The 25,574-nt window shown below is 63.4% G+C and carries 25 protein-coding genes; 11 read left to right on the plus strand and 14 right to left on the minus strand.

Annotation, left to right across the window (positions count from 1 at the left end; translation table 11 throughout):
* Positions 1-16: 16 nt before the first annotated feature.
* Positions 17-649 carry a hypothetical protein gene (locus ACQ4W7_RS20110; RefSeq protein ID WP_436532742.1) on the plus strand — a complete coding sequence of 211 codons (633 nt, stop codon included), beginning with the start codon at positions 17-19 and terminating at the stop codon, positions 647-649.
* A 39-nt stretch (positions 650-688) separates the two neighbouring features.
* Here ACQ4W7_RS20110 and ACQ4W7_RS20115 read toward each other — a convergent pair whose 3' ends face one another.
* A complete protein-coding gene (locus ACQ4W7_RS20115) occupies positions 689-2,152 on the minus strand; it encodes a cryptochrome/photolyase family protein (RefSeq protein WP_436532744.1) in 1,464 nt (487 codons plus the stop codon).
* A 454-nt stretch (positions 2,153-2,606) separates the two neighbouring features.
* Between ACQ4W7_RS20115 and ACQ4W7_RS20120 the strand changes: the two genes are divergently transcribed.
* The 6 genes from ACQ4W7_RS20120 to ACQ4W7_RS20145 all read left to right on the plus strand — a co-directional run bounded on the left by ACQ4W7_RS20120 (position 2,607) and on the right by ACQ4W7_RS20145 (position 7,443).
* Complete coding sequence (locus tag ACQ4W7_RS20120) at positions 2,607-3,209, plus strand: YqgE/AlgH family protein (RefSeq protein WP_426072180.1); 603 nt, start codon at positions 2,607-2,609, stop codon at positions 3,207-3,209.
* A 165-nt stretch (positions 3,210-3,374) separates the two neighbouring features.
* Positions 3,375-3,758: a Holliday junction resolvase RuvX gene (gene ruvX / locus ACQ4W7_RS20125; protein WP_426072181.1), complete on the plus strand. Its 384-nt coding sequence runs from the start codon at positions 3,375-3,377 to the stop codon at positions 3,756-3,758.
* A 40-nt stretch (positions 3,759-3,798) separates the two neighbouring features.
* Positions 3,799-4,323: a bifunctional pyr operon transcriptional regulator/uracil phosphoribosyltransferase PyrR gene (pyrR, locus tag ACQ4W7_RS20130; RefSeq protein WP_426072064.1), complete on the plus strand. Its 525-nt coding sequence runs from the start codon at positions 3,799-3,801 to the stop codon at positions 4,321-4,323.
* Complete coding sequence (locus ACQ4W7_RS20135; protein ID WP_034746695.1) at positions 4,316-5,281, plus strand: aspartate carbamoyltransferase catalytic subunit; 966 nt, start codon at positions 4,316-4,318, stop codon at positions 5,279-5,281. Before pyrR ends, ACQ4W7_RS20135 begins: the two co-directional genes overlap by 8 nt.
* A 24-nt stretch (positions 5,282-5,305) precedes the next feature.
* Positions 5,306-6,607, plus strand: a complete 1,302-nt coding sequence (locus tag ACQ4W7_RS20140; protein ID WP_071075540.1) for a dihydroorotase — start codon at positions 5,306-5,308, stop codon at positions 6,605-6,607.
* 86 nt (positions 6,608-6,693) lie between these two features.
* Positions 6,694-7,443: a lysophospholipid acyltransferase family protein gene (locus tag ACQ4W7_RS20145; RefSeq protein ID WP_436532747.1), complete on the plus strand. Its 750-nt coding sequence runs from the start codon at positions 6,694-6,696 to the stop codon at positions 7,441-7,443.
* 5 nt (positions 7,444-7,448) lie between these two features.
* Here the strand turns inward: ACQ4W7_RS20145 and ACQ4W7_RS20150 are convergent, their stop codons facing one another.
* The 7 genes from ACQ4W7_RS20150 to ACQ4W7_RS20180 all read right to left on the minus strand — a co-directional run bounded on the left by ACQ4W7_RS20150 (position 7,449) and on the right by ACQ4W7_RS20180 (position 13,901).
* Positions 7,449-8,213 (minus strand): ABC transporter permease, encoded by a 765-nt coding sequence (locus ACQ4W7_RS20150; RefSeq protein ID WP_436532749.1) that lies wholly within the window; start codon positions 8,211-8,213, stop codon positions 7,449-7,451.
* 2 nt (positions 8,214-8,215) lie between these two features.
* The gene (locus ACQ4W7_RS20155; RefSeq protein ID WP_436532751.1) at positions 8,216-9,460 is read right to left on the minus strand and encodes an ABC transporter substrate-binding protein; all 1,245 of its coding nucleotides are present in this window, start codon (positions 9,458-9,460) and stop codon (positions 8,216-8,218) included.
* A gap of 17 nt (positions 9,461-9,477) precedes the next feature.
* Positions 9,478-10,284: an ABC transporter ATP-binding protein gene (locus tag ACQ4W7_RS20160; protein WP_436532753.1), complete on the minus strand. Its 807-nt coding sequence runs from the start codon at positions 10,282-10,284 to the stop codon at positions 9,478-9,480.
* Positions 10,281-11,366: an acyl-CoA dehydrogenase family protein gene (locus ACQ4W7_RS20165; protein ID WP_436532755.1), complete on the minus strand. Its 1,086-nt coding sequence runs from the start codon at positions 11,364-11,366 to the stop codon at positions 10,281-10,283. The genes ACQ4W7_RS20160 and ACQ4W7_RS20165 overlap by 4 nt, the downstream gene beginning before the upstream one ends.
* Before the next feature lies 1 nt (position 11,367).
* Positions 11,368-11,922, minus strand: a complete 555-nt coding sequence (locus tag ACQ4W7_RS20170; RefSeq protein ID WP_436532757.1) for a carboxymuconolactone decarboxylase family protein — start codon at positions 11,920-11,922, stop codon at positions 11,368-11,370.
* Between the two features lie 118 nt (positions 11,923-12,040).
* Complete coding sequence (locus tag ACQ4W7_RS20175; protein WP_436532759.1) at positions 12,041-12,961, minus strand: AraC family transcriptional regulator; 921 nt, start codon at positions 12,959-12,961, stop codon at positions 12,041-12,043.
* 100 nt (positions 12,962-13,061) lie between these two features.
* Complete coding sequence (locus ACQ4W7_RS20180) at positions 13,062-13,901, minus strand: symmetrical bis(5'-nucleosyl)-tetraphosphatase (protein WP_436532761.1); 840 nt, start codon at positions 13,899-13,901, stop codon at positions 13,062-13,064.
* A 454-nt stretch (positions 13,902-14,355) separates the two neighbouring features.
* Here ACQ4W7_RS20180 and ACQ4W7_RS20185 point away from each other — a divergent pair, with 454 nt between their 5' ends.
* From ACQ4W7_RS20185 to waaA, 4 genes are all read left to right on the plus strand, one after another.
* On the plus strand, positions 14,356-14,664 hold the full coding sequence (locus ACQ4W7_RS20185; RefSeq protein ID WP_077408468.1) for an H-NS histone family protein: 309 nt from the start codon (positions 14,356-14,358) through the stop codon (positions 14,662-14,664).
* 93 nt (positions 14,665-14,757) lie between these two features.
* A complete protein-coding gene (locus tag ACQ4W7_RS20190; RefSeq protein ID WP_436532763.1) occupies positions 14,758-16,152 on the plus strand; it encodes a phosphomannomutase/phosphoglucomutase in 1,395 nt (464 codons plus the stop codon).
* Between the two features lie 4 nt (positions 16,153-16,156).
* Positions 16,157-17,179 (plus strand): lipopolysaccharide heptosyltransferase I, encoded by a 1,023-nt coding sequence (waaC, locus tag ACQ4W7_RS20195; protein WP_436532765.1) that lies wholly within the window; start codon positions 16,157-16,159, stop codon positions 17,177-17,179.
* A 17-nt stretch (positions 17,180-17,196) separates the two neighbouring features.
* Positions 17,197-18,471, plus strand: coding sequence for a lipid IV(A) 3-deoxy-D-manno-octulosonic acid transferase (gene waaA / locus ACQ4W7_RS20200; protein WP_436532767.1), 1,275 nt, complete (start codon positions 17,197-17,199; stop codon positions 18,469-18,471).
* On the opposite strand, the gene ACQ4W7_RS20205 is transcribed toward waaA, so the two are convergent.
* The 6 genes from ACQ4W7_RS20205 to lnt form a co-directional block, all read right to left on the minus strand.
* Positions 18,468-19,391 (minus strand): M48 family metallopeptidase, encoded by a 924-nt coding sequence (locus tag ACQ4W7_RS20205; RefSeq protein WP_436532899.1) that lies wholly within the window; start codon positions 19,389-19,391, stop codon positions 18,468-18,470. The two genes, waaA and ACQ4W7_RS20205, sit on opposite strands and share 4 nt — an antisense overlap.
* A gap of 44 nt (positions 19,392-19,435) precedes the next feature.
* Positions 19,436-20,176 carry a lysophospholipid acyltransferase family protein gene (locus ACQ4W7_RS20210; RefSeq protein ID WP_100874414.1) on the minus strand — a complete coding sequence of 247 codons (741 nt, stop codon included), beginning with the start codon at positions 20,174-20,176 and terminating at the stop codon, positions 19,436-19,438.
* Positions 20,177-20,192: 16 nt separating this feature from the next.
* The gene (gmhB, locus tag ACQ4W7_RS20215) at positions 20,193-20,780 is read right to left on the minus strand and encodes a D-glycero-beta-D-manno-heptose 1,7-bisphosphate 7-phosphatase (protein WP_436532769.1); all 588 of its coding nucleotides are present in this window, start codon (positions 20,778-20,780) and stop codon (positions 20,193-20,195) included.
* Positions 20,780-22,882, minus strand: coding sequence for a glycine--tRNA ligase subunit beta (gene glyS / locus ACQ4W7_RS20220; protein WP_436532771.1), 2,103 nt, complete (start codon positions 22,880-22,882; stop codon positions 20,780-20,782). The genes gmhB and glyS overlap by 1 nt, the downstream gene beginning before the upstream one ends.
* Before the next feature lie 53 nt (positions 22,883-22,935).
* A complete protein-coding gene (gene glyQ / locus ACQ4W7_RS20225; protein ID WP_426072079.1) occupies positions 22,936-23,853 on the minus strand; it encodes a glycine--tRNA ligase subunit alpha in 918 nt (305 codons plus the stop codon).
* Between the two features lie 147 nt (positions 23,854-24,000).
* Positions 24,001-25,527, minus strand: coding sequence for an apolipoprotein N-acyltransferase (gene lnt, locus ACQ4W7_RS20230; RefSeq protein WP_436532774.1), 1,527 nt, complete (start codon positions 25,525-25,527; stop codon positions 24,001-24,003).
* Positions 25,528-25,574 lie beyond the last annotated feature (47 nt).

The following is a 25,574-nucleotide window of genomic DNA, read 5'->3' on the forward strand; positions in this document are numbered from 1 at the left end:
CCGCGCCAGGAAAATAATGAGCCTTCACGCCAAACTGAAAAAACTCGAAGACAAAGCCACGGCCAAAGGCGAGCATGCGGTCGCCGCGGCAGCAGCCCATCTGTTGCAAAATATCGACGCCATCGACAGGCAAATCAACCTCGTCGGGGCGCTGCACGAAGTGGGCTACCTGCAAAACTCGCTGAAGCCCTACTGGAATGCGTTCAGAGCCGATGAGTCAGCATGGATAGAACGCTGCCTGGCGAGGCTGCTCATGTCCGATCATGACTATTGGGCACTCGCCGCGCTGCTGGGATGCGATGGCCCGGCCACCATCGGCATCGCCATGGGCAAGGGATTCAACTCCGCCGCGACGCGGCTATATGAGCGTTTTGATCAACCCGATGTCCATGTCGATACCTTGTATTTGACAGGTGTGGGGAGGGTGCTGCATCCCATATTGGAAGTCGGTTATGACACCAGGGAAATGATCAATGTGGACGTGGGAAGGGCGCGGGCACTGAGTTTGGACAATAAGCTGGACAATGCGCCATGGCAGCCTGGTGACCCGCTGGGAACGGGGGGACTCTCCATTTCCATGCAGGCGAAACTTCCGCACGGCGCCTGGCGGTCGGCCTGGACCGCGTTCACGCCACCCGATGCCACCTGACGGCAGTGGCGGCGCCCGGCTTTGCTCCCGCCAGCTGCCTTATTTGACCACTTTGACGACTTCATAACGCTCCAGGGTTTCCTTGCGCGCCTCGTCGTGCTGTACCAGCGGTTCCGGATAGTCGCGCCCCAGCACGATATTTTTTTGCTCGAGCAGCATGCGTGGCACCAGCCAGGGCGCATGGATTTCCTTGTCGCCCAGCGCCTTCAGTTGCGGCAGGTAGCGGCGGATGAAGCGCCCGCTGGCATCGAATTTTTCCGACTGCGTGATCGGGTTGAAGATGCGGAAGTAGGGCTGGGCGTCGCAGCCGGACGACGAAGCCCATTGCCAGCCGCCGTTGTTCGAGGCCAGGTCGAAGTCATTCAGGTGCAGCGCGAAATACGCTTCGCCGCGGCGCCAGTCGATGCCCAGATCCTTGATCAAAAAGCAGGCCGTGACCATGCGCAGGCGGTTGTGCATATAGCCCGTCTGGTTCAGCTGCGCCATGGCCGCGTCCACCAGCGGATAGCCGGTGCGCCCCTCGCACCAGGCCGCAAAGGCGGCATCGGCGTCAAGCCCCGTTTCCCAGGCGATGGCGTCGTAGGCCGGTTTGAAGGCGCCGCCTTCCACATGCGGGTTCTGGTACAGGATCATGGCGTAGAAATCGCGCCAGATCAGTTCTGCCAGCCACACGGGGGCGCCATCGCCGCCGCTACCCCGGTCCATCAGGTCAAGTACGGTGCGCACCAGGTAGCGCAGCGATACGGTACCGAAGCGCAGATGCATGGACAGGTAGGACGGCCCCTTCAGGGCAGGAAAATCGCGTGCCACGTCATAGCGGGCCACGCGCGGCAGGAAATCCTCGAACAGCTTGCCGGCGCCCGACATGCCCGTGGGAATGGCCAGTTCGGCCAGGTTGCTCGCTTCGAAACCCAGCTCGCCCAAGGTCGGCAGGGGGGCAGGCGTGCCGGTGCGCGGCGGCGCCAGGCTGGCCGCGTGCGGTTCGATATCGAACGGCGCCAGGCAGCCGGGTTCGGCGCGCATTTTCTTCAGCCAGGCATTCTTGTACGGCGTGTAGACCGTGTACGGCTTGGCCGAGAGCGTCAGCACCTCGTCCTTTTCAAAGATGACCTGGTCCTTGAAACTGAACCACAGGCGCGCGTCGCGCGTAAGCGCCGCGGCTACCCTGGCGTCGCGGGCGATCGCTTGCGGCTCGTAGTCGTGGTTGGCAAACACGGCGTCGGCGTTCAGCTCGGCGGCCAGGCGCGGGATGGCTTCGGCGGCGTCCGCGTGCAGCACGATCAGGTCGCCACCCAGCTGACGCAGCTCGCCGGCCAGTTCGGCCACGCTGGCATGGATGAAATCGACCCGCCGGTCGCGGCGCGGCAGCGCTGCCAGGATGGCGGTGTCGTATACGAAGACACAATGCACGGCCTGACTCTGACGCAGGGCGTGATGCAGTGCAGCATGGTCAAATGCGCGCAGATCGCGCCGGAACCATACCAGGGAAGTCTTGATTGTCATTATTTTGCGTGTTCAGGGTCAAAGATAGGTTATTTTTTGCCGCCAACAGGGCTTTGTGGGCGCGCGCGTCGTGCCTTTGGCGTCTCTGCGGCCGCAATTCAGTGTAAACTACCGGGTATGTTCGTGGTGCTTTATATGCGACAGCGATTGTGCAATCAATTTTTCAATTGGCATTGAAATGCGTCTGCAGGCAAAGCGATGTTTGATATTGAACAAGCCATTGAGCAAGTCGTTGAGCGTGCAGGATGTTGCCGCAGGGCGCAGCGAATAAATAATTAATTTACAATATAACAAGAATAGCGCCTGGCATCACGGTGCGCGCCGCCCAATATTCGCGGCAGCTTGCGCCAGGCGTACGATAGCGGGGTAAGCGAGACTTGCCAGCAAGCCCACAGAGAGAGCATCGCGTATGAAAAAGAGTAAAATCGACCAGACTCTACTAGGGCATCGTTTGATGCAGGGTGTGGGAGAGCCTGCCGCGACCGGTTCCTCCACCTTGAATCTGGCCAATCACTTCCTGATCGCAATGCCGGCCATGCAAGATCCGATCTTCGGCGGCACGGTCGTGTACGTCTGCGAGCACAATGAAAACGGCGTGCTGGGCGTCGTCATCAACAAACCCACCGACATGACCATGGAAGTGCTGTTCGACCGCATCGATCTGAAACTGGAGGCTGGCAGCGACACGCCCATCATCAACGAGCCGATCATGTTTGGCGGCCCCGTGCAGGACGACCGCGGCTTCGTGCTGCATACGCCGGGCGCGCATTATTCCTCATCGCTGACGGTGACGGATGAAATCGCGTTTACCACCTCGATCGACGTGCTCGAAGCTGTCGCCAAGGGCGATGGTCCCCAGCGCATGCTGGTGTCGATCGGCTATTCGGGCTGGAGCCCGGGCCAGCTGGAAGACGAGATCGGCCGCAATGGCTGGCTGACGGTGGGTGCCTCGGCCGACATTCTGTTCGACTTCCCCATCGAGCAGCGTTACGTGGCGGCCATCAAATTGCTGGGCATCGATCCCCTCATGTTGGCATCGGAAGCCGGACACGCATGAGGTGGATGCCATAAACCTACTGCGCAGCCCACTTTCGGGCATCCGTTGCTCGCTGTACCTTTGTACAGCTCCGCTACTCAACCCGACATTGAGCTTGCTCGCTACGGTTTCTGACACCACCTATGTTGATCTTTATTATGGAAAAATGCTGTGACGAGTGACGCCATCGACACCATCCTCGCCTTCGATTTCGGCTTGAAACGCATCGGCGTGGCCATCGGCAATACCATGATTTGCCAGGCCAAGCCGCTCAGCGTGATCACGGCCACGGCGAATGAGCCGAAGTTTGCCGCCATCGATAGCCTGATCAAGGAGTGGGGCGCGAGCCGCATCGTGGTGGGCCTGCCCAGCCATCCGGATGGCACCGAACACGAGATGAGCGCGCGTTGCCGCCGTTTCGCCAACCAGGTACATGGCCGCTTCAACCTGCCGGTGGAACTGGTCGACGAACGGTATTCCTCGGCCGTGATTACCGCCAAGCGCGGCGAAGTCATCGACGACCGCGCCGCCGCCATCATCCTGCAACAGTATTTCGACGCGAATTATTAATCTGACCTTAGCCCTCCATCCCTGAATGATTAAGAACTCTATGCCGCATCTTACGAATCCTTCCCAACTCGACGCCGAGGCCCTGTATGCGGTCTTGCTGCAGCAGGTGCAGAGCGGCCTGGCGGGCATCCCCAACGTTGCCATCGTCGGCATCCATTCGGGTGGCGCCTGGCTGGCCGAACGCCTGGCGCGCGACCTGAACCTGGTTGATCGCCTGGGCGTGCTCGACGTGTCGTTCTACCGCGACGACTTCGCCCAGAAGGGCCTGCATGCCGACGTGAAGCCGACGCAAATCAGTTTTGACGTGGCCGGCGCCACCATCCTGCTGGTCGACGACGTGCTGTACACGGGCCGCACCACGCGCGCGGCCATCAATGAATTGTTCGACTATGGCCGTCCGGCCAAGATCATGCTGGCCGCCCTGGTCGACCGCGGCGAGCGCCAGTTGCCGGTGGCTGCCGATTTCGTGGCCGCCTTCACTGCCGTGCCGCCTGGCCAGGCCCTGGTCCTGAAGCAAGCCGACGATGGAAAATTCACGCTCACCATAGATACCCACCATGCTTAATCCGCAACTGAATAAACACGGCGAACTGCAACATCTGCTGACGATTGAAGGCTTGCCGAAGTCTATCGTCAACCACATCCTCGATACCGCTTCTTCGTTCGTCGGCATATCCGACCGCGATGTGAAAAAGGTGCCGCTGATGCGCGGCAAGAGCGTTTTCAATCTGTTCTTTGAAAACTCCACGCGCACCCGCACCACCTTCGAAATCGCCTCGAAGCGGCTGTCGGCCGATGTCATCAACCTGAATATCCAGGCTTCGTCGGCCAGCAAGGGCGAGTCCCTGCTCGACACCATCGACAACCTGTCGGCCATGCATGCCGACATGTTCGTCGTGCGCCACGCGCAGTCGGGCGCGCCCTACCTGATCGCCAAGCACCTGATCGACACGAAGCAGCCGCACGTCCACGTCGTCAACGCGGGCGACGGACGCCACGCGCACCCGACCCAGGGTTTGCTCGACATGTACACGATCCGCCACTACAAGAAGGATTTCACCAATCTGACGGTGGCCATCGTGGGCGACATCCTGCACAGCCGCGTGGCCCGTTCCGACATCCATGCGCTGACCACCCTGGGCGTGCCCGAAGTGCGCGCCATCGGTCCGCACACTTTGCTGCCGGGCGGCCTGGAACAAATGGGCGTGCGCACCTTCACCAACATGGATGAAGGTCTGAAGGGCGTGGACGTGATCATCATGCTGCGCCTGCAGAATGAACGCATGAGCGGGGCACTGCTGCCCTCGGCGCAAGAGTATTTCAAGAGCTACGGCCTGACGCCCGAGCGCCTGGCGCTGGCGAAACCGGACGCCATCGTCATGCATCCGGGCCCGATGAACCGCGGCGTGGAGATCGATTCGGCCGTGGCCGACGGTCCGCAGGCGGTGATCCTGCCGCAGGTGACGTTCGGTATCGCCGTGCGCATGGCGGTGATGAGTATTTTGGCTGGTAATCAGGGCTGATAGCCCAAGGACGAGTAAGCGAGCATGACGACACTACATATCAAGAACGGCCATCTGATCGACCCTGCCAACGGCATCGATGGCTTGCAAGACCTGTTTATCGCCGATGGCAAAGTGCTGGCCGTGGGCAGCGCCCCGGCCGGTTTTACCGCCGACACCACCTTTGACGCGGCCGGCCTGGTGGTTTCCCCCGGCCTGGTCGACCTGTCCGCGCGCCTGCGCGAGCCGGGCTACGAATACAAGGCGACCCTGGAATCGGAATTGCAGGCAGCCCTGCAGGGCGGCGTCACGAGCCTGGTCTGCCCGCCCGACACCGATCCCGTGCTCGACGAGCCGGGCCTGGTGGAGATGCTGAAATACCGCGCCAAGACGCAGAACAAGGCCCACGTGCACCCGCTGGGCGCGCTGACCATGGGCTTGAAGGGCAAGTCGCTGACGGAAATGGCGGAATTGACGGAAGCGGGCTGCATCGGCTTTGCGCAGGCGGAAGAGCCAATCGAAGACACCACCGTGCTGCTGCGCGCCATGCAGTACGCGAACACCTTCGGCTACACGGTCTGGCTGCGCCCGCAAGATCCGCACATCGGCCGTGGCGGCATCGCCCACAGTGGCCCGCTGGCGTCGCGCCTGGGCCTGTCCGGCGTGCCCGTGATGTCCGAAACCATCGCCCTGCATACGATCTTTGAATTGATGCGCGCCAGCCGCGCGCGCGTGCACCTGTGCCGCATCTCGTCGGCGGCGGGCCTGGAACTGATACGCGCTGCCAAGGCCGAAGGCTTGCCGGTCACCTGCGACGTTGGCGTGCACCATGTGCACTTGACGGACGCCGATATCGGCTTTTTCGATTCGAACGCGCGCGTCACGCCGCCGTTCCGCAGCCAGCGCGACCGCGATGCGATCCGCGCCGGCCTGCTCGACGGCACGGTGGACGCGATGTGCTCGGACCATACACCAGTCGACGACGATGAAAAACTGCTGCCCTTCGGCGAAGCGTCGCCCGGCGCCACAGGTTTGGAACTGCTGCTGTCGCTGGCCTTGAAATGGGCCGACGACTACGCGCTGGCGCAACCGCAAGCCGGTGCCCGTCCGCTGGCGCGCGCCGTGGCCAAGGTCACGTCCGACGCGGCCCGTGTCGCCGGCATCCCGGCCGGCAGCCTGGCCGTGGGCGAAGCGGCCGACATCTGCGTCTTTGATCCGGCCGCGCGCTGGACGGTATCGTCGGCGTCGCTGGCCAGCCAGGGCAAGCACACGCCTTTCCTCGGCTATGAGCTGAGCGGCATCGTCAAGGCGACCATCGTGGCTGGACAGGTGGCGTTTCAGCGTTAAAAATCAGATCCATGGACCGGGGCACGCTGCCCCGGCATCCCTTGTCTGCTCCCGGATTTCGGTTCTGGTTTATTTGTTGGTGTGATTTGAAACTTCTGCTTACCTACCGCCTCGCGCGCATCGTTATCCACCTGAGCTGCGGCATGGCCAAGAGCGCCGTGCTCTTTCCCTGGCTGGACCTGGAAGGGCGCAACCGGCGCATCCGCCGTTGGTCGACGCAGCTGCTCGATATCTGCGGCGTGCAAGTGGTGCATCCGGCAGACAGCGTGCCTGCACTCGACCATGCGATGGTGGTGGCGAACCATGTCTCGTGGCTCGACATCTTCGTCATCAATGCCGTCCACCCCTGCCGTTTCGTCGCCAAGGCGGAAATCCGCGCCTGGCCGATTCTTGGCTGGCTGGCGGGACGCGCCGGCACCATCTTCATTTCGCGCGGCAGCAAGCGCGACCTGCGTTTGATTTTCCAGGGCCTGGTGGATAAATTGACGGCGGGCGAGCGCATCGCGTTTTTCCCCGAAGGTACGACCGCCGCGCAAGGACAAATCCTGCCGTTTCACGCGAATCTGTTTGAGGCGGCCATCGACGCGCAAGTGCCGGTGCAGCCGTTCGCGCTCGTGTATGTGGATGGCCAGGGAGCTTTGCATCATGCCGTCGACTTTATCGGCGACATGAGCTTTGCGCAAAGCATGGTGGCGATTTTGAGCGGCCCGCCCATCACGGCGCGCCTGACCTGTTTGGCGCCAGTGGCGACGCTGGACGCACACCGCCGCGAACTGGCGGCGGCAACGCAGGCGGCGGTGGCCGCCGCGCTGCCGCTGGAAAAGCTGCCTAGCTGATTGGCTTAGTTCTTCACGTGCAGCCAGCGTGCATGCGCGGCGCGGGCCAGGTAGTCGAGGATGAAACCGAGTATGCCGATCAGCACGATGGCGGCCATCAGTTCCGAATATGCGAGGCGGTCGCGCGTGTCGAGGATGAAGTAACCGAGACCGGCCGACACACCCAGCATTTCCGCCGGCACCAGCACGATCCAGATGATGCCGATGGCCAGGCGCACGCCCGTCAGGATATCGGCCGTGATGCCCGGCAAAATCACCTTGAAGACGATTTCGCTGCGCGTCGCCGACAGGCTGCGCGCCAGCAGCAGCCAGTTCGGATCGAGGCGCGCCACGCCGGCCGCCGTATTGAGCAAAATCGGCCAGATGGCCGCAAACGCCAGCAGGAAGTACACGGGCGCGTCGCCCACGCCCAGCACCATCACGGCAATCGGCATCCACGACAGCGGCGAAATCATGCGCAGCAGCTGGAACAGCGGCATGGCCGCACCGGAAAAACTTTTCGACATGGCCACCAGCACGCCCAGCGGCACGCCGATGATGATCGCCAGCCCCAGGCCGACAGCCACCCGTTGCAGGCTCAACACCACGTGCAGCCAGATATCCGCGCCGCCCAGCATTTCCCGGAACGCCAGCGCCGTGGGCAGCGGTGCAAAGGCGGTGGCGATGGGCGTGGATTTCTCCAGCGCCGTCACGCCCATGGACCACAGCAGCAAGGCACAGGCCAGCCCCACCAGGGGCAGTCCGAACTTCGTGAACAACTTGCTTGCCATCGTCAGACCGCCACGGTTTCGCTGCGCAGCAGGTTGGCCGGCAAGCCGAAGGCGGCAGGGCCGCCGACGGCCGTGATGGCCTTGCGCACGAAGCGGTCATCGACCAGGTCGCGCGCGGCGAACTTCGGATCGAGCTTGGCCAGGAAGCGCGTATCGCCTTCAACCTTGGTGCGGCCGATGGCGCGCACCAGTTCTTCCGTGTACGACGCGAACGGATACGGCTGGAAGTCGATGCGGCGCTGCTGCCAGTTCTTGTGCACGATCAGGCCCTGTTTTTCGTAGCTGGCGTAATCGGTGGTGGCCAGCACCTTGGTCAGCACTTGCAGCGGATGCGGCGTGTAGCGATGCTCGCCCACGTTTGACAGCAGCTTGGCCGTATCGACCTGGTTCGAGCGCGTCCACAATTGCGCCTTGACGATGGCGTTGGTGACCTTCTGTGACCATTCCGGACGCGTGTTAATGTCGCGCTCGGACAGGAACGTGACGCAGCACGCATGGTTTTTCCAGACGTCGCCCGAGAAGCGCAGGATCTTGCCGATGCCGGCGTTTTCCGCCGCCGCATTGAATGGTTCGGCCACGATGTAGCCGGCGATGGACTTGCTGGCCAGGGCCGAGACCATTTCGGCCGGCGCCAGCACGATCAGGTTGACTTCATTCGGTTTGATGGCCGCGTTGCGCGCGCGTGTGACCGGCGTCAGGCCGTTGGCGCTGAGGATTTGCTGCAGCAGGATGTTGTGGATCGAGTACCAGAAGGGGATGGCGACCGTGCGCCCGCCCAACTCGGAGACCTTGTTGATCTCGTTAGCCACCGTCAGCGCGGAGCCATTGACGTGGTTCCACGCGACGACCTTCGCCGGGAACTTGGCGCCGTAGCGCACCCACAGGGTGGCGGGCGACAGCAAATGGATGACGTTGACCTGGCCGGCGACGAAGGCTTCGATGATTTGCGCCCAGCTGCGGAACAGGCGTGGCGTTTCCGCCTGCAAGCCTTCCGCTTCAAACATTTTACGGGCGTGGGCGACGAGCAGCGGAGTGGCGTCGGTAATCGGCAGGTAGCCGATTTTCACGGGTTGGTCGTCGCCTTTCGGACCTTGCTGGGCCATGGCGTCGCCGGCGAACAGCAGCGGCGAGGCGACGCTGGCCGTGGCCAAGGCCGACATGCGCAGGAAGTCGCGCCGGGTCAGGCCGCAATCGCAATCGGAAGAGGCGCAGATGTGCAGGGGTTTGTTTTGATCTTCGAATGTCATGGAAAAGTTCCGGTCGATTAATTGGGAGCAAAGGCGGGCGTTTGATCTTGCTTTTGCAGCGCTTGCAGGGCATCCAGAATGTCCATCTTGAGGGCGATGACCTCGGCGCTGTGGCCGATTCTGGGTTGGGCGATGGCGACGGGCCATTCGCGCATGATGTTGCCCGGCTTGCCGCCCATCAGCAAAATGCGGTCGGCCACCAGGATCGCTTCATCGATATCGTGCGTGACCAGCAGCACGGCCGTGTGCCAGCGGTGCACCACGTCGACCAGCAGCGACTGCATCTCGGCGCGCGTGATGGCGTCGAGCGCTGAAAACGGCTCGTCGGCAAACAGCAGTTCCGGTTCGCGCGCCAGCGCGCGGGCCAGCGCCACGCGCTGCGCCATGCCGCCCGACAGCGCGGACGGATACAGCTTTTCGCGGCCCTTCAAGCCCACCGCTTCGATGGCTTGCGCCACGCGCGCCTGGTGCGCTTCGCGCGTCAACTGCGGCTGGTGCTTGAAATCCAGGCCAAAGCCGGCGTTGCCCGTGACATTCAGCCAGGGCAAGAGGCTCGCCTGCTGGAACACGAGGGCGCTGCGCGGGTCCGGTTCGCGCATGGTCGCATCGAGAAACTGGATCTCTCCCGTCGATGGCGGCTGCAAGCCGGCCAGCACGCGCAGCAGGCTCGATTTGCCGCAGCCGCTGCCGCCCAGCAGGCAGACGATTTCGCGCTTGCGCACGCCCAGCGAGACATGCTGAAACACGGGCGCTGTGGCGGGATAGGCGTAGCTGAGATCCTGCGCCTGCAGCGCCCAGTCTTGCGCTTCCACTGCTGCCGTCATGCGGGCGCTCCTGCAGCCTTAGCCGCCTGCTGGCTATCGAACAGCTGCAAGGCTGCCTGCAATTGCGTCAGGCTGGGGGTGACGATGGGGATGAATGACGACTCGCGCCAGCGGCGCGCAAAGCCCTGCTGTTCGGCATTCAGGTAGGCGCGTCCACCCATGGCTTGCAGTTCCAGCATCAAGGCTTGCTGCAGCACGTCGGCCAGTTGTATGCGCAGGCGGAACATGGCTGGCGCCTGCGTCTTGAAGCGGCCATCGTGCACGCCGGCCAGCAAGGCAGCGACAGCGGCTTCCAGGGTCGCTTGCAGCGCTTCGATGCGCGGCGTGAGCTGGTTGCGCGAACCGGCGGAAATCTGCGCCGCTTGCGCCAGGCTGGCGCGCGCCAGGCCGATCGACAGGCCGCACTGCATGCCGAGGAACGATGGGCGCACCTGCGGCAGCCAGGCTGGCGCATTGTCGCTGATGATGTCCGCAGCGGGGATGTGCACCTGCGTCAGCTTGACGGAGGCCGTATTGCTGGCGCGCAGGGCGATCAGGTCCAGGTCGTCGCTGCGCTTGACGCCTGCCGTGCCGCTGTCGAAGGCGACGATGACGGGTGGCGCGCCGTCGTTGGGCGCCACGGCGGCCGCGGCGACAAAGCCCGCCTTGCGCAAATTCGTCACCCAGGCCAGGCCGCCGTCGACCAGCAAGCCGTCATCCTGGCGCGCCCCCGTGATTTGCAGCTGCTCGATGCCGGACAAGAATTTCATGGCGTTCGACAGGCCGCTGGCGCCCGCCTGCGTGCCCGCCAGCAGGCCTGGCAGGCGGCGCTCGGCCAGCGCGCGGTTCTCGCTTTGCAGTAGGAATTCGATGAAGCAGCGCTGGCCCCAGAAGACAAAGGCCGCTGTCACCGATTGCTCGGCCACTTTGGCGATGGCATCGATGGCGTCGCGCACGTCGCCGCCCGCGCCGCCATGTTCCTGCGGCACGCCGATGGCCAGCAACTGGTCGCTGGCCAGCGTCGGCAGGATGGTTTCAGCCAGTGCCGACGATTGGTCGAGCTGGTCGGCATGCGTGTGCAGCCAGTCAGTGAGCTTGCCCATGTCAGACGGCGCCGGGCAGGTAGGGCGTCAATTGCGGATTGACGGGCGTGCCGGCCAGGCTGTTGGAGAAATTGCACAGGGTAGCCAGGCAGATGCCCAGCACCACTTCCAGCGCCTGCTGCTCGTTGTAGCCGGCGGCCAGGAAGGTTTGATATTCGGCGTCGCTGACGGCGCCGCGTGTGGCGATGACGGCCGTGGCGAAGGCGGCGACAGCGTCCAGCTTGGCGTCCCCCGTCGGCTGGCCATGCTGCAGGGCGCGCACGATATCGGGCGTCTGTCCCGCTTTTTTCAGCGAGATGGCGCTATGGCCGGCGATGCAGAAGTCGCAGCCATGGATGCGCGCGGCCGTGATCTGCACCACTTCGCGTTCCATTAACGTCAGGCTGGCGCGTGCATTGATGCCGGAGACGGTCAGATAGGTTTCCAGGGCCAGCGGGGCATTCGCCAGCACGCCGATCAGGTTAGGCAGGAAGCCGTTGTTGGCGATGGCCTTTTCCACGAAGGGGCGGCTATCGGCCGGGGCGGTATCGAGAGTGTGCAGCGTCAGACGGGGCATGGGGTACCTTGCTAAGTTAGTAAGTCACCCAGCCATTATATCGGCCATGCCGTGCAGGTAACAGACGTCAGCGTCGTCCTTTTGTGCTCGTTCGTCTGCGAATGTGCGATTCTTGATTTCAGCTGGCCAGTTGACGCTGGCGCTGGTCGCGGCGGTAGGCACCCGGTTGCTCGCCCGTGACCCGCTTGAAGGCGCGCGTAAAGGCGGCGTGCGAGCGGTAGCCCACCAGTTCGGCCGCGCGTTCGACGGAGACGCCTTCGTGCAGGCGTCGCGCGGCGATCTTCATGCGCAGCAGGAGCAGGAATTGGGCCGGCGATTGGCCGCTGGCGCTGGCAAAATGCTTGCAGAAGCTGGCGCGCGACATGCAGGCCGCTTTGGCCATTTTCTCGATCGACCAGTCGTCGGCGGGGGCGTCGAGCATGCGTTCGAGCAGCGGCGAAAATGCGGGCTGGTGCAGCAGCGACAGCAGGCCGGCTGCCACCTGTTCGCCCTGCGCCACATGGCGGATCAGGTAAAAAAACAGCAGTTCGACCAGGCGCGCGATGAGTGGCGACGGCTGTTCCGGATCGCCGCCCGCCTCTGCCAGGATCAGGTCGAACAGCGCGGCGGCGGCGCTGAAGGCGGGTGCATCGCCGCGTATCAGCAGATACGGCGGGAAGGAGTCGACGATCAGCGCGGAGAGGGCGCCGCGAAATTGAAAGAAGCCGCAGGCCAGCGCCGTCGCCGGCTGCTCCGTGAGCGCCTGCAGCGGCAGCATGGCTTGCGCGCTTACCGCCTGCAGCGGATCGCTGTGGGGGCTGAGGAAATGCGGCAAGTCGCGCAGCAGGAAGACGCCATCGCGCGGGCCGAGCGCTATCGGCGCCGCGCCATCGAAATGCAAATAGCAGTGGCCATCGAGCACCAGGTGAAAGCTGCCCAGTTCCCGGCCCGCCGTGGAAGCGCGCCAGCGGCCACAGTACTGGCCCACATGCAGGACAGCGGTGTCGAGCTCCAGGCTGCCGAGCAGCCAGCGCGCCAGTCTGTCGGTATCAGGATGCATGGGATGGCACAGGCAAAAGCTGCATCATACGGGGCTTGGGCGGCAAGGCAAACGACCGATTTCGACTAAGCATATGCGCGCCATGCGTATCACTTGGCACTTACCGCTTGCCACTGTGCTGCTGGAAGGCGGGACAGTCCACTTGCAGCAGCGAGCGGTCTTCCAGGCACACGGCGGAGAGTTTTCCACCCCAGACGCAGCCGCTATCGAGGCCGATCAGGTGGGGCCGCAACTGCAGTCCCAGCGCCGACCAGTGGCCGAAGACGATGGTGTCGCCGGCGCTGCGCCGGCCCGGCACGTCGAACCAGGGCAGCAGACCGGAGCCCGGCGGCGCGCTGCCGCTCTCCTTCATCTTGAAGTCCATCACGCCGCCCGGCGTGCAAAAGCGCAGCCGCGTCATGGCGTTGACGATGCAGCGCAGCCGGTCGGCGCCCTGCAGGTCGTCGCGCCAGGCAGCCGGCTCGTTGCCGTACATGCTGCGCAGGAACGCCACCCAGCCATCGCTGCGCAGCATGGTGGACACTTCCTCGCCCAGGGACAGGGCCTGCGAGGCGCTCCATTGCGGCAGCAAGCCTGCATGCACGAGCACATGGCCCTGATGCTGCAAGACGAGCGGACGGTGGCGCAGCCAGGTAATCAATTCCTCGCGGTCGGGCGCGTCGAGGATCTCGGCCAGCGTATCGGACGCATGCTCCGGGCGGATGCCGTTGGCCACGGCCAACAAGTGCAAGTCATGGTTGCCCAGGACGCTGTCGGCCAGGCCCTGTTGCGCCAGCGCATGCACATGGCGCAGGGTGGCCAGCGATGCCGGGCCACGATTGATCAGGTCGCCCGCGAACAGCAGGCGGTATGGGCCTTCTGCCGCCGCCTGGATCCGTTCGATCAGTTCGACGGTTTGTGCATGGCAGCCTTGCAGATCGCCGATAAAGTAAGTTTTCATAGGTACCGAGGTGAAGTGAACTACGCACATGCATTATAAGCATGGCTGCCCTTAGTCGTTGGGTGCATTCTTTGCTGGCGCCTGATTGCGCCAATGGTTGCTCGGCAGGATAAATCCGGGCGCCGGTTAATCTGTATTGGCATTTGCTGTGGCTGAATGTCCCGCTGTTTTATATCGATAATCATTTTATGGCTCGCTCGCTGGAATGGATGACCTCGCCATGCCGGCCTTGCCAGCACGCCCATCAGACCTGCCGGAATGCCAATCATCCATGTTTACGCATTTTCCACGCGTGCTGCCTGCATACTCTTCATTTAATCTTAATGTTGGGCCGTGAAATAAATCCGGGGCCGTGATTCAATTGGCGATGGATTATGCAACGGTGCGCAAATGTTTATGCAATGTAGTATATTCCACGTGATTTTATTATTTAACAATGTAAAGGATATACCGGATGGATCTGTCAACGATGACGATGCTGGAATTGCGCAAGCTGGAAGATAATGTGAAGCAGGAATTGAACAGCCGCGAGCGTGAAGACTTGAACAAGGCGCGCGAACAGATCATGGCCATCGCGCAGCAAGCGGGCATTCCGCTGAAACAGCTGATACTCGATGGCTTGCACCCGCGCACGGGCAAAGTCGCGGTACGTTACCGCCATCCTGACAATGCAACTGAACAATGGACAGGCCGTGGCCGCCAGCCGCTGTGGGTCAGGCAGTGGGTGGAATCGGGCAAGTCCATCGATCTGCTGCGCGTATAATTCGGTATACTCTTGGCGCAGTGGCAAGCTGCCAGTCGCATGCTGCACCTTGCCAGGCACCCTATTGATACCCTTACTTATAGCGCCCATACCATGCTTCCATTGTCCAGAACGATCTTCAAGGCCTACGATATTCGCGGCATCATCGCTAAAACCCTCGATGCCAGCGTGGCCTACAAGATCGGTCAGGCATTTGGCCAGGCGGCCCTGGCCAAGGGCGAGCAGCGGGTCGTGATCGGCCGCGATGGCCGCCTGTCGGGGCCTGAACTGACGGCGGCGCTGGCGCAGGGCTTGCAGGCCGCCGGCGTCGATGTGATCGACCTGGGCGTGGTAGCCACACCGATGGTCTACTTTGGCACGAACGTGCTCGACACGCGCTCCGGCATCATGGTCACGGGCAGCCACAATCCACCCGATTACAACGGCTTCAAGATGGTGCTGGCGGGCGAAGCGATCCACGGTGTAGCGATCCAGGCGCTGTACCACAGCATCGTGGCCCACGATGGCAGCGCCAGTACCGAGGACGTTGCCAACCTGGGAAGCTACACCACGCACGATATCCGTGCCGCCTACCTGGAGCGCATCCTGGGTGACGTCAAGCTGGCGCGCCCGATCAAGATCGCCGTCGACTGCGGCAATGGCGTGGCCGGCGCATTTGCCGGCGACCTGTTCCGCGGCATGGGCTGCGACGTCATCGAACTGTTCTGCGAAGTCGATGGTAATTTCCCGAACCACCATCCGGACCCGGCGCATCCGGAAAACCTGCAAGACCTGATCCGCTGCCTGGCCGAGACGGATGCGGAAATCGGCATCGCCTTCGACGGCGATGGCGACCGTCTGGGCGTGGTCACAAAGGATGGCCAGATCATCTACCCTGACCGCCAGATGATGCTGTTTGCCGCCGACGTGCTGACTCGCCATCCGGGCGCGCAGATTTTGTATGACGTGAAATGCACGCGCCACCTGGCACCGTGGATCAGCAAGCATGGCGGCGTGCCGCTGATGTACAAGACGGGCCACTCGCTGGTGAAAGCCAAGCTGCGTGAAACGGGTGCGCCGCTGGGCGGCGAAATGAGCGGCCATATCTTCTTCAAGGACCGCTGGTACGGTTTCGATGACGGCCTGTACTCGGCCGCGCGCCTGCTGGAAATCCTCACCCGCGAAGCAGATCCTTCGGCCCTGTTGAACTCTCTGCCGCAGTCCGACAGCACGCCGGAACTGCATCTGGAATTGAAGGAAGGCGAGAATGTCGCGCTGATGGACATGCTGCGCCGCGACGCCGTCTTCCCCGGCAATGAACAGATCATCACCATCGACGGCTTGCGCGTGGAGTACGCGGACGGTTTTGGCCTGGCCCGTTCGTCGAACACCACGCCGGTGATCGTCATGCGCTTCGAAGCGGAAACGCCGCAAGCCCTGGCGCGCATCCAGGGACAGTTCAAGAGCGTGATCCTGGCCGCCAAGCCTGACGCCGTTCTGCCCTTCTGACAGCATGGCCGGTCAATCTGGCGCACAGGCGCCCTTGAAAATCCTGCTGGTGCGGGTATCTTCGCTGGGCGATGTGCTGCATAACCTGCCGATGGTGGCAGACATCGCCCGCCATTATCCAGATGCGACCATCGACTGGGTGGTCGAGGAAGGCTACACCAGCCTGGTGCGCCTGAACCCCCGTGTGAATACCATCTTCCCGTTCGCGCTGCGGCGCTGGCGCAAAAGCCTGGGCAAGAAGGAGACGCGCGCGGAAATCGCCGCCTTCTTCCGCAGCCTGCGCCAGACGCATTACGATTATGTGTTCGATACCCAGGGCTTGCTCAAGACGGGCATCATCATGGGCGCCGCGCGCCTGGCGCCGGGCGGACAGAAGGTCGGCCTGGCGAATGGCAGCGAAGGTTCCGGCTACGAAGGCATTTCGCGCATTTTTCACACGAAAAGCATTCCGCTCGACCCGCGCACGCATGCGGTAGCGCGCGGCCGCCTGGTGGCCGCCGCCGCACTCGGCTACACGGCCGATACGCCGGCCGATTTCGGCTTGCCGGTATTGGCAGGCAGCGAGCCGCGCCCGGACTGGATGGGCGAGGCGCCGTATTGCGTATATTTCCACGGCACGGCGCGCGACGCCAAGAAATGGGCGCCGCAGAACTGGATCGCCCTCGGCCATGCGCTGGCACCGATGCCGATTTTGCTGCCCTGGGGTTCGCCCAAGGAAAAGGCGGAAGCCGAACAACTGGCGGCCAGCCTGCCGAACGCGCGCGTGCTGCCGAAGCTGTCGATGGGCGACGCCACCCTGCTGGCGCGCCACGCGGCACTGGTGATCGGCGTCGATACGGGCCTGACGCATATCGCCGCCGCCTTCCTGCGCCCGACGGTGGAAATCTATGCTGATTCGCCGTTGTGGAAAACGGAAGGCAACTGGTCGCCGAACATCATCAACCTGGGCGACAAGGGTGCGCCGCCCGGCGTGCCGGAAGTGCTGGCCGCGGCGCAGCGCCTGCTGGCCGAGCATCCTCCCGCCTGACTTCAACGTTACCTATCATGCGACTTCTTTATACCCTTGCCTGGTGGCTGGCCTTGCCCCTGGTGCTGGCGCGGCTATGGCTGCGCGGACGCCAGGAACCCGGCTATCGCCAGCATTGGGGCGAGCGCCTGGGCTGCTACGGGCGCCAGCCGACACCTGCGGATACCATCTGGCTGCACGCCGTCTCCGTCGGCGAGACGCGCGCGGCCGAGCCGCTGATCGATGCGCTGCTGGCCGCATGGCCCGTTTGCCGCATCGTCCTCACGCACATGACGCCCACGGGACGTGCGACCGGTAAAACCCTGTTCGCCAAGCACGGCGCGCGCCTGGTACAAAGCTACCTGCCGTACGACACGGGCGCCATGCCGGCCAGTTTCATCCGTCACTTTGCGCCGCGCATCTGCATCCTGATGGAGACGGAAGTGTGGCCGAATTTGATCCACCAATGCAATCGCCACGGCGTGCCCGTGGTGCTGGCCAACGCGCGCCTGTCGCAGCGCTCGCTGGGCAAGGCGCAGCGCCTGGGTAAACTCATCGCCGATGCGGCGCGCGGCATCACCCTGGTGGCGGCGCAGACGCAGGACGACGCCGATCGCGTGCGCCAGCTGGGCGTGCAGGAGGTGGTCGTCACGGGCAGCATCAAGTTCGACGTCGTCGTGCCCGAGGCGGCCCTGGCGACGGGTTCCTGGCTGCGCGGCGCCATCGGCACACGCCCCGTGCTGCTGTGCGCCAGCACGCGCGAAGGCGAAGAGCCATTGATTCTTGATGCCTTTACCCGCGCCAGCCTGCCCGCCAACGTGCTGCTGCTGATCGTGCCGCGCCATCCGCAGCGCTTCGACGAGGTGGAAAAACTGGTGCTGACGCACGGCCTGGCCGTGCAGCGCAGGTCCGGCCTGGCGCAGGACGACGCCGTTGCTGCGGGCACGCAGGTGCTGCTGGGCGATACCATGGGCGAGATGTTTGCATATTACGCGGCCTGCGATTGCGCTTTCGTCGGCGGCAGCCTGCTGCCGCTGGGCGGGCAAAACCTGATCGAACCGGCGGCACTGGGCAAACCCGTGCTGATCGGCCCCCACACTTTCAATTTTGCGCTGGTGACCGAACAGGCGATTGCCGCCGGCGGCGCCGCGCTGGTGGCGGACGCCGACGCGCTGATGGCGCAGGCGTCGGCCTTGCTGCAGGATCCCGCGCGCCTGGCGGCTATGGGACAAAAGGCGCTGGCCTTCGCGGCGCAGCACCGGGGCGCCACGCCGCGCACGATTGCGGCCATCAAGACCCTGCTGCCCGTTTAATTGAACAAGACGGGGAGTTCCTGCGAGCGTTTTCTCAGCGCCTGCTTGGCGCCATCGTAATCGGGATAGATCGATTCCACGGTGGCCCAGAAGCGGGGGCTGTGGTTCATTTCCAGCAGGTGCGACAGTTCATGCGCCACCACGTAGTCGATCAGCGGCAGGGCGAAGTGGATCAGGCGCCAGTTCAGGCGGATCTTGCGCTCGATGGTGCAGCTGCCCCATCGCGTGCCGGCCGAGGATAGCGATAATGAATCGTAGCGCACACCCAGCTTGTCCGCATACAGGTCCAGCCGCGCCTCGAACAGCTGGCGCGCTTCATGCTGGAACCAGCCTTTCACTTTTTCCTTCAACTGTTGTTCGCTGCCCGCGGGCGTGACCCATACGTGCAGTTCATTCGTCTCGCGCTGGAAGCTGGCGCGGTGGCGCGGCGCCTGGTGCAGTCGCAAAATGATTTCGCCACCAAGATACGGCAGCACGGCGCCATCGACCCATGCCACGGGCGGGCGCTGCTGGCGCTGTACCTTGCGCTCGCCCCGCTCCAGCAGTTTCGAGACGATCCAGCCTTGCTTGGCGCGGATGGCGTTGTCGATTTCGGCCAGGGTGACGCGCTTGGGTGCCGTGACGCGCAAGCCGTTATCGTCGATCATGAAGCCGATGGAGCGGCGCGTTGAGCGGCGCAGGGCGAATTCGACGAGGTGGCTGCCCAGCTGAAGCTGGCGCAATGGCGGGCCATCGGCGGTGCGTGGCGGGGACGGCAGGGGAGGCGGGGCAGGACGAACGATGGGGGGCGCGGGTGCCACTAGCGGTGGTGCCACGGGCGGCGCTGGCGGTGCCGTGGGGCGCACCGCCGGGGGCGTGCTGGTCGAGACGTCGTGCGCGAACAGGTCCAGTTGCTGGTCGCCGACCTTGATGGTCTTCATCTGCTGGCGCAGAGTCGGCTCCTGGATGACCGCGCTGATGCCGTCTAGCCAGCGTTGTAGGCGTGAGGCGAAATGACGCGCATTTCTGATTCTATCCAATTTTCCACCTGTTGCATCATGCTGTCCGGGGTTTGCCCTTCCGGCGAAATCGGTTTGCCTATCGAGACGGTGATCAGTCCCGGGCGTTTGAGGAATGACTGCTTGGGCCAGCATTCGCCTGAATTATGCGCAATCGGCACCACCACGGCGCCCGTGGCGATTGCCAGGCGCGTGCCGCCGCTCTTGTACTTGCCGGCCTGGCCCACCGGAATGCGGGTACCTTCGGGGAACATGATAATCCATTGGCCGTCGGCCAGGCGGCGTTTGCCATGCGCGACCACGCTTTTGAAGGCATGCTTGCCCTGCTTGCGGTCGATGGGGATCATGCGCAGCAACGCCATGGCCCAGCCGAAAAACGGGATGTACAAAATCTCCTTCTTGAACACATACACGAGCGGGCGTGGAAGGCTGGGCAGCAAAAAGATGGTTTCCCATGCCGACTGGTGCTTCGACAGCACGATGGCCGGCGCATCCGGGAAGTTCTCGGCGCCCTTGACTTCATAGCGGATGCCGCAAATGACCTTGGCGCACCACAGGATAAACACGTTCCAGCGCGAGGTGACCCAATAGCGCTTGTTGTAGCTCAATGGCGCGGCAAAAAAGCACACGCAGGCCCAGACGATGGTGGCCACGATCATGATGGTCATGAACAGCAGGGATCGCAGGAACAGGGAAATATTACGCAATGCGGTTCTCCGAAAATTAGATACTGAATGCCACGGTGGGCGCTGGCGCCGCTGGCGCCTTGAGCAGGTGGCTGACCACGGCGGCCAGGTCGGGGAAGACCTGGCTGCCAGGCGGCAGGCCACCCGTTTCGTTGGTTTTTTCACCCTTGCCCGTCAGGACCAGGTAGGGCACGCAGCCGCTGATGAAACCTGCCTGCAGGTCGCGCAGCGAATCACCAACGGTGGGCACGCCTTTCAGGTTAGTGTTGTAGCGCTTCGAGATTTCATGGAACATGCCCGGTTTCGGCTTGCGGCAGTCGCAATTGTCCGCGCCCGCGTGCGGGCAAAAGAAGATGGCGTCGATATCGGCGCCCACCTGCTGCGCCAGGGTATGCATCTTCTGGTGGATCGCGTTCAGCACCGTCATGTCGAAGTACTCGCGCGCGATGCCCGACTGGTTCGAGGCGACGACGACGCGATAGCCGGCCTGGTTCAGGCGGGCTATCGCTTCGAGCGAACCGGGAATCGGCAGCCATTCGGCAGGCGACTTGATGAAGTCCGGCGAGTCATGATTAATGACGCCGTCGCGGTCGAGAATAATCAGTTTCAGCACCGGAGTGCCCATTATGCCGCCAGCTTGGAAATGTCGGCCACGCGGTTCATCATGCCGTGCAGCGACGACAGCAAGGCCAGGCGGTTGTTGCGCAGGGCGACATCTTCGGCCATCACCATCACGTCGTTGAAGAAGCCATCGACGTCGTCGCGCAGCTGCGCCAGCGTTTGCAGGGTGCTGGTGAAGTCGCCTTTGGCGAAGGCCGCGTCGACTTCCGGCTGCACGCGCGAGACGGCGGCGGCGAGTTTTTTCTCCGCTTCGTCCTGCAGCAGGGCCACGTTGACGCCATTGTCGGCAACCAGCTTGAGCGCTTCCTCGTTCTTTTTCAGGATGTTCGTGATGCGCTTGTTGGCGGCGGCCAGCGAGGCGCTTTCCGGCAGGGCGGCAAACGCCTGCACGGCTTCCAGGCGCTGAACGATGTCGTCCAGGCGGTCCGGATTTTGCGCCACGACGGCTTCGATTTCATTCGGCGAGAAACCGCGTTCGCGCAAAATGCCGCGCAGGCGGTCCAGCATGAAAGTGGTGACGTCCGCCACAGGGTCCTTGAAACCGGGGATGGCGGCAAATTGCGCAGCGGCGTCGCCCAGCAAGCTCTGGATCGACAGGGGCAAGCGCTTTTCCAGCAGCATGCGCAGCACGCCCAGGGCGTGGCGGCGCAGCGCGAACGGGTCCTTGTCGCCCGTGGGTGCCAGGCCGATAGCCCAGATGCCGACCAGGGTTTCGAGCTTGTCGGCCAGGGCCACGGCGGTGCCGGTGGCGGTCGATGGCAGGCTGTCGCCGGCAAAGCGCGGCTGGTAATGCTCGGAGGCGGCCAGCGCCACTTCTTCCTGCTCGCCGTCATGGCGCGCGTAGTACGTGCCCATGATGCCTTGTAGTTCCGGGAATTCGCCCACCATGTCGGTCAGCAGATCGGCCTTGGCCAGCAGGGCGCCGCGTTCGGCCAGGGCCGCGTCGTAGCCCAATTTGGCGGCGATGGCGCCGGCCAGCGACTTGACGCGCTCTGTGCGGGCGGCTTGCGTCCCCAGTTTGTTGTGGTAGACGACGTTGGCCAGCAGCGGCAAACGCGATGCCAGCGTTTTCTTCTTGTCTTGCTCGAAGAAGAACTTGGCGTCCGACAGGCGCGGACGCACGACGCGCTCGTTGCCGCCTATGATGTGTTCGGGCGTGTCCGTTTCGATGTTCGAGACGATCAGGAAGCGCGAGCGCAGCTTTCCTTCACTGTCGGTCAGCGCGAAGTATTTCTGGTTTGTCTGCATGGTGAGGATCAGGCATTCCTGCGGCACGGCCAGGAATTCTTCCTCGAAGTGGCACTCATACACGACCGGCCATTCGACCAGGGCCGTGACTTCGTCGAGCAGTGCTTCTGGCATCAGCACCTGGTCGGCACCGGCCTTGTCCAGCAGTTGGGCGCGGATGCGTTCCTTGCGCTCCTCGTTGCTGGCGATGACGCTGGCGTTGAGGATCAGGGACGGCGCATAGTTTTCCGCGTGCGCGATGGTGATAGCCTTGCCGTCGGTCAGGAAGCGGTGGCCCAGGGTGGTGCGGCCGGCGCTAAGGCCCAGCAGGGTCAAAGGCAGCACGTTGATGCCATGCAGTGCGATCAGGCTGTGGGCAGGGCGCACGAATTGCACGGTCGTGCCATCCGGGCGCTGATAGCTCATCAGTTTTGGAATCGGCAGCTTGGCGGCCGATTCGCTCAGGGCCGCCTGCGCGCCGGTGGCGAGCTGGCTGCCAGGGGCCGTGTAGGTGTAGAAGAAGCTTTCGGCCTTGCCATCGGCGGCGCGTTCCAGGTCGGCCACCGTCAGCTCGGGGAAGCCCAGCGCCGCCAGTTTCTTGGCCAGCGGCGGCGTGCCGTTGCCGTTCGCGTCCAGCGCCACGGAGACGGGCAGGACTTTTTCACGAATGGATTTATCGGGCGAGACTTCGCGCACGTTGGTGATGGAGACGGCCAGGCGGCGCGGCGAGGCATAGCTGGTGGCGACGCTGTCGGCTTCCAGGAAATCGCGCGCCTTGAGGCCGTTGACGATGCCGGCGGTAAAGGCCGCGCCCAGTTTGGCCAGCGCTTTCGGCGGCAGTTCTTCGGTCAGCAGTTCGATGAGCAGTGTTTGGTTCATGGTGTTCTTGTCTGGTACGGCGGTGTAGAGGCTCGAATGATGGAGGCTCGAAGTTAAGCGGCGGCGGGTTGGTCTGCGGCGGGCAGCATCGGGAAACCGAGGCGCTCACGCGAGTCGTAATACGCTTGCGCCACCAGGCGCGACAGGGTGCGCACACGGCCGATATAGGCGGCGCGTTCCGTCACCGAGATGGCGCCACGCGCGTCCAGCATATTGAAGCTGTGCGAGGCCTTCATGATTTTCTCGTAGGCGGGCAGGGTCAGTTGCAGCTCGATCAGGCGCTTGGCTTCCGCTTCGTAGTTGCTGAACTGTTCGAACAGCAGGTCTGTATTCGCGTGCTCGAAGTTGTAGGTCGATTGCTCCACCTCGTTCTGGTGGAAGACGTCGCCGTAGGTCAGTTTTTTGGTCACGCCGTTTTCTTCCCACTCGGTCCACACAAGGTCATACACGTTTTCCACGCCTTGCAGATACATGGCCAGGCGTTCGATGCCGTAGGTGATCTCGCCCAGCACGGGCTTGCAATCGAGGCCGCCCACTTGCTGGAAGTAGGTAAATTGGGTCACTTCCATGCCATTCAGCCAGACTTCCCAGCCCAGGCCCCAGGCGCCCAGAGTCGGGCTTTCCCAGTCGTCTTCGACGAAGCGCACGTCATTCTGTTGCAGGTCCAGGCCCAGTGCGACCAGCGAACCCAGATACAGGTCGAGGATGTTTTCCGGCGCGGGCTTGAGCACCACCTGATACTGGTAGTAGTGCTGCATGCGGTTCGGGTTTTCGCCATAGCGGCCATCTTTCGGGCGGCGCGACGGTTGCACATACGCGGCGCGCCAGGGTTCCGGGCCGATAGCGCGCAGGAAGGTGCCGGTGTGGAAGGTGCCGGCGCCGACTTCCATGTCGTAAGGCTGGAGCAGGGCGCAACCTTGCTTGTCCCAATAGGTTTGCAAGGTCAGGATAATTTGTTGAAATGTGAGCATCGTATGAGTTCGCCGCGCGGGAGGCTGCGCGCTGTAAGGGGTTGCTTGAAGCCCGGACGCAGTTAATCAAGCGCGTCCGGGCCGGAGTTTTGCTAATTTTAGCGGTTTTTACGGGCCCACTGTGACTCTTCGGGCAATATCGGCCGCTTATTGCTGCGCGGCGCCGCCACGGCGCGCGGCGCGCGACAGCAGGAAGGCCGCCAGCAGGGCCAGTGTGGCCAGGGCCAGCACCAGTTTATTGCCATACAAAATGTACGGCGTCATGCCGCCCATGCCTTGCACCTTGGCTGCCAGCGTGGCTTGCTGTTCCGGCGGCAGCAGGCTTTGCACCACGCCTTTGCCGTCGATGACGGCGGTGGCGCCCGTATTCGTCGAGCGCAGCATCGGGCGGCCCGTTTCCAGGCTGCGCATCTGCGAAATCTGCAGATGCTGCGGGATGGCGATCGAATCGCCAAACCAGGCCAGGTTGGAGATATTCAGCAGCACCGAGGCCGACTGCTTGCCATTGCGGTGGGCGCTGGCCAGCTGGCCCGCGATTTCTTCACCAAACAAGTCTTCGTAGCAGATATTCGGCAGCACCAACTGGTCGCGCACCTGGAGCGGCGCTTGCACGTCGGCGCCGCGGCCCATGTCGCCCAGCGGGATGGCCATCATGGCGACAAACCAGTGCAGGCCGGGCGGCACAAATTCGCCGAATGGCACCAGGTGGTGCTTGCGGTACTGGTAGTAGGGGCCAGCTGCGCTGTTGGGCGTGATGCCCAGGGCCGCATTGTAGAAGCGCTGCTGTTCGTCGAGCACGGGCATACCGAGCAAAATCGTGCTGCCCGTCTGCTGCGAATAAGTCGCCAAGCTATCCAGATAGCCGGGCGGCAGCTGGTGCGGCAGTACGGTGACAGCCGTTTCCGGCGTGGCGATCAGGTCGGCCGGCGCGCTGGTGATGGCGCTCTGGTACATTTGCAGGGCGCCCAGCACGAAGCCGGGGTCAAATTTCTGCTGCTGCGGCACATTGCCTTGCAACAGGCGTACCGTGATCGGGCGTCCGACCGGATGGGTCCAGTTTATGTATTGCAAGCTATAGCCTGCCGCGTACAGGGCGATGACGCCGCCCAGCGCGCTCCAGCGCGTGCGGTGCAGGGGGTGGACTAGCAAGAGCAGGGCACCGGCCGATAGCGCCGCCAGCCAGCCCAGGCCATATGCGCCGACGATGGGGGCAAAGCCGCCCAGCGGGCTGGTATTGTGGGCGTAGCCGGTGGCCAGCCACGGGAAACCCGTAAACAGCCAGCCGCGCGTCCATTCGAACAGGGTCCACAGGGAAGGTAAGATCAACAGCGTCATCGTCGGCAGCGAGAGTACCCAGCGCTGGCGCAGCCAGGCGGCCGCGCCCATGGCCAGGGCCACGTAAATGGCCATCAAGAGTGCCAGCAGGGCCACGGCGATGGCCGCCAGCGGCGCGGCCATGTCGCCATAACGGTGCATGGAAATGTACAGCCAGTGCGTGCCGGCCGCGCACCAGCCAAAACCGTAGGCCCAGCCGATCAGCGTGCCGGCCTTGACGTTCGCCGCGCGCAGCACCTGGTAGAACAGTACGCCCAGGCTGAGGATTTGCAGCGGCCAGTAACCGAAAGGGGCGAACGCCAGCACCGCGACGGCGCCGGCGATGGCGGCAGTCAGCATGCGCGCCCACGTGCTGCGGGGCGGTTTGGCGGGGGCGTTGGGATCCA

Source organism: Janthinobacterium algoris, assembly GCF_051380935.1.
In the GTDB taxonomy this organism is placed as follows: Bacteria; Pseudomonadota; Gammaproteobacteria; order Burkholderiales; family Burkholderiaceae_D; genus Janthinobacterium.

Excerpts from the sequence above, each read along its gene's own strand:
- ACQ4W7_RS20110 (WP_436532742.1), top strand. The coding sequence starts at position 17 with ATGAGCCTTCACGCCAAACTGAAAAAACTCGAAGACAAAGCCACGGCC.
- ACQ4W7_RS20115 (WP_436532744.1), bottom strand. The coding sequence starts at position 2,152 with ATGACAATCAAGACTTCCCTGGTATGGTTCCGGCGCGATCTGCGCGCA.
- ACQ4W7_RS20120 (WP_426072180.1), top strand. The coding sequence starts at position 2,607 with ATGCAGGGTGTGGGAGAGCCTGCCGCGACCGGTTCCTCCACCTTGAAT.
- pyrR (WP_426072064.1), top strand. The coding sequence starts at position 3,799 with ATGCCGCATCTTACGAATCCTTCCCAACTCGACGCCGAGGCCCTGTAT.
- ACQ4W7_RS20135 (WP_034746695.1), top strand. The coding sequence starts at position 4,316 with ATGCTTAATCCGCAACTGAATAAACACGGCGAACTGCAACATCTGCTG.
- ACQ4W7_RS20140 (WP_071075540.1), top strand. The coding sequence starts at position 5,306 with ATGACGACACTACATATCAAGAACGGCCATCTGATCGACCCTGCCAAC.
- ACQ4W7_RS20150 (WP_436532749.1), bottom strand. The coding sequence starts at position 8,213 with ATGGCAAGCAAGTTGTTCACGAAGTTCGGACTGCCCCTGGTGGGGCTG.
- ACQ4W7_RS20155 (WP_436532751.1), bottom strand. The coding sequence starts at position 9,460 with ATGACATTCGAAGATCAAAACAAACCCCTGCACATCTGCGCCTCTTCC.
- ACQ4W7_RS20160 (WP_436532753.1), bottom strand. The coding sequence starts at position 10,284 with ATGACGGCAGCAGTGGAAGCGCAAGACTGGGCGCTGCAGGCGCAGGAT.
- ACQ4W7_RS20165 (WP_436532755.1), bottom strand. The coding sequence starts at position 11,366 with ATGGGCAAGCTCACTGACTGGCTGCACACGCATGCCGACCAGCTCGAC.
- ACQ4W7_RS20170 (WP_436532757.1), bottom strand. The coding sequence starts at position 11,922 with ATGCCCCGTCTGACGCTGCACACTCTCGATACCGCCCCGGCCGATAGC.
- ACQ4W7_RS20175 (WP_436532759.1), bottom strand. The coding sequence starts at position 12,961 with ATGCATCCTGATACCGACAGACTGGCGCGCTGGCTGCTCGGCAGCCTG.
- ACQ4W7_RS20180 (WP_436532761.1), bottom strand. The coding sequence starts at position 13,901 with ATGAAAACTTACTTTATCGGCGATCTGCAAGGCTGCCATGCACAAACC.
- ACQ4W7_RS20185 (WP_077408468.1), top strand. The coding sequence starts at position 14,356 with ATGGATCTGTCAACGATGACGATGCTGGAATTGCGCAAGCTGGAAGAT.
- ACQ4W7_RS20190 (WP_436532763.1), top strand. The coding sequence starts at position 14,758 with ATGCTTCCATTGTCCAGAACGATCTTCAAGGCCTACGATATTCGCGGC.
- waaC (WP_436532765.1), top strand. The coding sequence starts at position 16,157 with ATGGCCGGTCAATCTGGCGCACAGGCGCCCTTGAAAATCCTGCTGGTG.
- waaA (WP_436532767.1), top strand. The coding sequence starts at position 17,197 with ATGCGACTTCTTTATACCCTTGCCTGGTGGCTGGCCTTGCCCCTGGTG.
- ACQ4W7_RS20205 (WP_436532899.1), bottom strand. The coding sequence starts at position 19,391 with ATGAAGACCATCAAGGTCGGCGACCAGCAACTGGACCTGTTCGCGCAC.
- gmhB (WP_436532769.1), bottom strand. The coding sequence starts at position 20,780 with ATGGGCACTCCGGTGCTGAAACTGATTATTCTCGACCGCGACGGCGTC.
- glyS (WP_436532771.1), bottom strand. The coding sequence starts at position 22,882 with ATGAACCAAACACTGCTCATCGAACTGCTGACCGAAGAACTGCCGCCG.
- glyQ (WP_426072079.1), bottom strand. The coding sequence starts at position 23,853 with ATGCTCACATTTCAACAAATTATCCTGACCTTGCAAACCTATTGGGAC.
- lnt (WP_436532774.1), bottom strand. The coding sequence starts at position 25,527 with ATGCTGACTGCCGCCATCGCCGGCGCCGTCGCGGTGCTGGCGTTCGCC.